Raw genomic sequence first — 4766 nt, forward strand, 5'->3', positions numbered from 1 at the left:
TATATAGCAAAACTATTTCCTGCCTTAAATCGCTCACACGCTCTTTTAACGAACGATTCTCCAAGCGCAATTCCCGAACTTCGGCTTTCAATTGCTGATTTTCTTCGTTTTTCTCTTTCCACTCGTTGTAAATCAAGTCGATTTGTCCTTCTAGCTCTTGATTTTCTTTCGCCAGATCCGTACGGAGGAACCGCTGCACGCTGTTTTTCATTCGCTCATTTTCTTTGACCGCAGACAGCAGCCGCTTAAATTCCGGTTCAGATACGATGATATTTCCAGTCGGCTGTCTTTGAATTTTCTTTTTGGGTCTCCCAAATAAATTTTTCTCTTTGCTTTCCACCTCCACTTCTTCCATTTCCTTCTTGGCCGAGAATTTTACCTTGACTGGAACGGTTTCATTCAGCGCAAGCAATTCCTCTTTCTTTCCTTCCAGATTTTTCTCTAATAACTGGACTTCCTTCTCCAAATCTTTTTTCTCTTTGTATTCATTCGGGTGAAGATGCTTTTCCTTCGAGCCTTCTTCTCCACGTTCCACCTCGAAGCCCTGGCGCTGCATTTCAGCTGGAAACTCCTTCTGCAGCTGTCGGAGTTCAGTCCGATTGTACAGGTCCTTTGCAGACAGCCTGCCGTCCTCTGTGATCGGCACAATGCCCACATGCATATGTGGGTTGGCCTCATCCATGTGAACGACCGCATAAAGGGTGTTCTGTTCGCCGTAGCGCCCCTTGATAAAATCGAGGGAGCGTTCGAAATAGCGTTTTTGTTCATCTGCTGACAAAGATTGCATGTATTCGGGGGAAGCCGTGACGAGAAATTCCGACAGAACGACGGAGTTCGCCCGAGGTTTTCGTTTCACTCGCTCACTGATTTCATTTTTGAGGGTTTGTTCATAGCGCAAATTTTGCTCATTCAGCAAATCAACATTCAGATGGGAACGCTCATAATCAATGTCCAAATTCGATTTACTTTTTCCTTGTCGTTGGTTGTGTTTTTGGATCCCTTGCACGTCCGACATCTTGAATTTCTGTACTCGAATAATGGCATAGCGTGCCATGGTCTCACCGTCCTTTTTTTCTGCTTTTCGGGTCCTACCGTTTCAAAATTGAAACCCCCTATATAGGGCAAGAATAGCACATCAGGCAAAGAGGACCAAAGTAGTTTGGTGTAGCCTACTATACCAATTTCATTGGTGTAGGCTCTGCCGAGGGCTAAAAGCAAGGGAGCCAGAAGCAGCTCCCCCAAGATCAAAAGCAAGAAAAAGAGCGCCCATAACTGGACGCCCTTTTTCCCTAAATTCACGTGCAAGAGAAGTCGTTTTCCCTTTACGGTTTGTCCGCAAAGGTTCCTCTTCTTCTCCCAAGATCCAGACCGTGACGCTGTCACACTGCAAGGGGGATGATCCCCCTTGACCCACACCAATCACGCCCCCAACCCCCGACTCTTTCGGGGGCTCCCTCGCCGGTAGGCAGGAACAAACGTGGTTTGTTCCAAGACAAGAGGGTTTGGGTGTAACCAGTTTGTCAATGCCTCTCCGCTCCTTATGCTCACTCGGGAAAAACACCCTCGCTCCGCTACCGCTCCAAGACATTGACAAACGCCACATTTTTTTCCGAGTACTAGTTAGAAGTAAAAAAAAAAGAAAAAAAGCAGCGATCGCCACTTTTTTTTTATAGTAATGAACTCCTAAATTAAAGTATTAATCATACTTTTTCCCATAAGGTGTTATATGTGAAACACGTTCAACCAATTGTGTTCTAGCTGAATTTTTATAAACAGATAGTTCGAACTTATTATTCCAATATCCGTTTTTAGGGCTGTAATACGTATTAAATGTGTAATAATAAGTCTTTGATTCATTAGTTCCTGAAGCCGCAACCACAGCGGAAGCTACTATCCCTATCAATTTCATAGTTAATAACGCACCCGCTAAGGCTCCAGTACCAGTTGGTAGTAATAAAACCACGCCTGATACAAGCACTACAGTTGCTACACCAATATGAAAAGAATTTTTATAACTTTTCACGTGCTTCCAGTTATAACCACCAGATAATGTACTAATTGAATCTTTTTCGCTTAAACTTTCACTTAGACCTAAATCTTCACTTAATTCATCTGCTGCGTTTCGTAATTCTCCAAGCAGTTCTTTATCTGCTAATTCACCATTAAAACGAAGTTCATCTTTTTCATTGTCATAAGAAACAGTTTCTATACCATCTTTACTTTCAACATAAATAGTTTGCACATCATTTTCGGTAACTAAAGTTAAAGTATACTCTTCTCCCTCAACATTAAAAGTATATGTATCTTCATTACTACTTAACTGAGGTACGGATAGATTAGATGCTGTTGCATGTGAATAAGATGGTGCCATGAAAAATAATAACATAACACTAAATACCAACATAACTTTCCTCAATTGTATCAATTCCCCCTTTTTTTGGTTTTATAAGTAATACAATATGATGGTAACATACTTACTGGAAATATAAATACATTTCAGGTAAAATAATTAAAAAAAGGGGAATTATCAATAAAATGATCACAAATACTTTAACTTTTTTAGTAGGTTTCATCGGAGTAGTCATAGCAGCCATTTTATTAGCCATTGAAAATAATGATGCAAGCTTTCAAACTAAAATAACTTTTAAATTAATTGGCATTTTGATTTTCGTAAGTGCTGTTATCTTTGTCCAAAGACGTTGGTTTTTAAATAAAAAAGCAAAAAAGGAGTAGCAAAGGCTACTCCTTTTTACTTTCCATACGTTGCAACATTTCTCGCCTCAACAAAGCAATATAATCTTGTTGATCTGGCATTCTAATTGGCATACGAGTATAATGACCGTACTTTTCCAACAATTCGATATTAACCATTTCCCTTGGATGCTTTTCTTTTCTCTCTCCAACTGAGATCAAATTATCATTCAATATCATCATCCTCCTCAATGAATTTCGCACGCTGATTATATAATTCCAATTCTTCAGGTGTGAGTTCGCGTAACTTGCTACCGTAATTCGAACCTTTCCAAATTGATTGAAGCAAATGGGTATACTCATCTTCATTCTCTTTTTTAAATCTATCTAACTCACCATTCTTAAATTTTTTAACATAGTCTTTCATTAGGCCAGAAAAAACAATCAACTGACGTCGTTTGAGTGCTAAATAAAAGGTATCGAAAACTGTTTCACTATAATAGAGATCACTACCCTTTGCCGAATACTTAGCGATTTCAAGAACTGCATTAGAGTTGCCCGTATTGGTTGAACTAACTTTCCGTGCATCCACTTGCGTAATGGAATTATCCTTCATACAAGAACGCCACAACTCCAACCATTCCGCCTTGCTAATGAATTCCGAAGGCTTATTAAAATAGCTTTTATTCACCACCACAATAATGTGCATATGAGGGTGATAAGTGTTATATGTCGGATTCGGATTGCCCACTTTTAACCCGCGCAGATCATAATACTCCTTCTTACGCTTGTACAAATCCTCAGTAATCTGTTTTTCTTGATCAGTCGTCACTTCCAATTTGCGAATATAACCTTTTACAATGCGTTTGACATGTCTTCTTTGAAATAACTTATTAACCCCTTGGTTAAATCTATCAATCTCATCACGTAACTCTTCGCCGTTAACATTTGGAGCAGTCAAAGTCAGGAATAAAAACTCTTTCTTTTCAATTTCCTTTAAAGCTTCCATCATGACCGAAATTTTAATGGCATCTTTTTTTGCCGTTTTCCACGTACAAATTGGACAAAACCGATTCCCACAGGCATCCGTTTTATGCAATCGCTTCACACTCATTTCTTTGTTTGTCAAATGTTGAAACCAACTGGAACACGTTTCAAATCGGTTAATTGTTTTCACCGAAACATGTTTCTCCATATAATCAGCAGCTTTTCTGTTCAAATCTTTTTTAGGCGCGTATTTTTCGAATATTTCTTTTCCTAATTCGGTGTTTTTTACCTGTAATTTCGAGAGTTCGCCCTCTTGATTTTTTTTCATATTTGGTGTAAAGTCACAAGACAGTGTTTTTTTAAAACTTAAAAAAAGTGACTTGTCTCCCTTCTTAATTGTTTGGTTTTGTGTCGTAACTCAACCTTAACATTCTAAGAGTTTAAGAGGCAAGTCATTTTTTTTAATCGTATCCTTAAATCACTCCACACAGAAACTGTCTAAGTCTTGGGGGAGTAAGATCGAAGACCTACTAACCTTACCATTCCAAGTGCAGGAATAGTAAGGTATAGTATCAAGAGGGAAGAGACCCGTTTTTCGCTTCGCTTAAAACGTAAAAAAATGACCCCTTTTCAGGAGTCATTTCTTCCGAATTACAAATGCCCAATCCAGATCAAGACCGCGCATGTATTTCAAAAAACTTTTTAGGGTTGGAACACTATGCTGACTTTCGATTTTAGAAATCATGCTCGATGTCAGTCCACTTCTTTTGGCAAGTTCATTTTGAGTGATCCCCTTTTCCACTCGATAATTTACTGCCGTTGCAAGAATTTCCGCATAGGCGATGTCTAATTCATCGTCACTGCTCCCCAATTCGTGAATTTTCCTCCAAGTAGAACCGTATCTTCTCGACATGCCATCACTCACCTTTCCAAACCACGGTCACGTTCTTTTCTCAATTCACGCTTATGGATATTCTCAAATTCACTTCCCGTGATTTTCTCCCTTACCTTGTCCACCAAATCCTTAAAAGCGCTTTTAAAGGCTCTCACATCTCCTGTACGCTCTCGTAAAAATTCTTTGGAGCTTT

6 protein-coding genes are annotated in these 4766 nt (G+C 39.2%); 1 reads left to right on the top strand and 5 read right to left on the bottom strand.

The genetic code is table 11. The annotated features are described in order from the left end of the window. Window positions 1–1054: MobV family relaxase (gene mobV, locus NCCP2331_RS18050; RefSeq protein WP_251672086.1), on the bottom strand; the 1054-nt coding region annotated here is incomplete at its 3' end. Between the two features lie 642 nt (window positions 1055–1696). After that, the gene (locus NCCP2331_RS18055; RefSeq protein ID WP_251672087.1) at window positions 1697–2416 is read right to left on the bottom strand and encodes a hypothetical protein; all 720 of its coding nucleotides are present in this window, start codon (window positions 2414–2416) and stop codon (window positions 1697–1699) included. A 119-nt stretch (window positions 2417–2535) separates the two neighbouring features. Between NCCP2331_RS18055 and NCCP2331_RS18060 the strand changes: the two genes are divergently transcribed. After that, window positions 2536–2733 carry a hypothetical protein gene (locus NCCP2331_RS18060; protein WP_251672088.1) on the top strand — a complete coding sequence of 66 codons (198 nt, stop codon included), beginning with the start codon at window positions 2536–2538 and terminating at the stop codon, window positions 2731–2733. Window positions 2734–2739: 6 nt separating this feature from the next. On the opposite strand, the gene NCCP2331_RS18065 is transcribed toward NCCP2331_RS18060, so the two are convergent. The 3 genes from NCCP2331_RS18065 to NCCP2331_RS18075 all read right to left on the bottom strand — a co-directional run bounded on the left by NCCP2331_RS18065 (window position 2740) and on the right by NCCP2331_RS18075 (window position 4591). Continuing rightward, entirely contained in the window at window positions 2740–2925 is a 186-nt protein-coding gene (locus NCCP2331_RS18065) for a hypothetical protein (RefSeq protein ID WP_251672090.1), read from the bottom strand. Next, complete coding sequence (locus tag NCCP2331_RS18070; protein WP_251672091.1) at window positions 2918–4006, bottom strand: protein rep; 1089 nt, start codon at window positions 4004–4006, stop codon at window positions 2918–2920. Before NCCP2331_RS18070 ends, NCCP2331_RS18065 begins: the two co-directional genes overlap by 8 nt. 309 nt (window positions 4007–4315) lie before the next feature. Then, window positions 4316–4591 (bottom strand): helix-turn-helix domain-containing protein, encoded by a 276-nt coding sequence (locus NCCP2331_RS18075; protein ID WP_251672092.1) that lies wholly within the window; start codon window positions 4589–4591, stop codon window positions 4316–4318. Window positions 4592–4766: the final 175 nt, after the last annotated feature.

Origin of the sequence: Sporosarcina sp. NCCP-2331, assembly GCF_023707945.1 — a bacterium.
Lineage (GTDB): Bacteria > Bacillota > Bacilli > Bacillales_A > Planococcaceae > Sporosarcina > Sporosarcina cascadiensis.

Coding starts and splice junctions, on each gene's coding strand:
- NCCP2331_RS18060 (WP_251672088.1), top strand. CDS start 2,536: ATGATCACAAATACTTTAACTTTTTTAGTAGGTTTCATCGGAGTAGTC.
- NCCP2331_RS18070 (WP_251672091.1), bottom strand. CDS start 4,006: ATGAAAAAAAATCAAGAGGGCGAACTCTCGAAATTACAGGTAAAAAAC.
- NCCP2331_RS18075 (WP_251672092.1), bottom strand. CDS start 4,591: ATGTCGAGAAGATACGGTTCTACTTGGAGGAAAATTCACGAATTGGGG.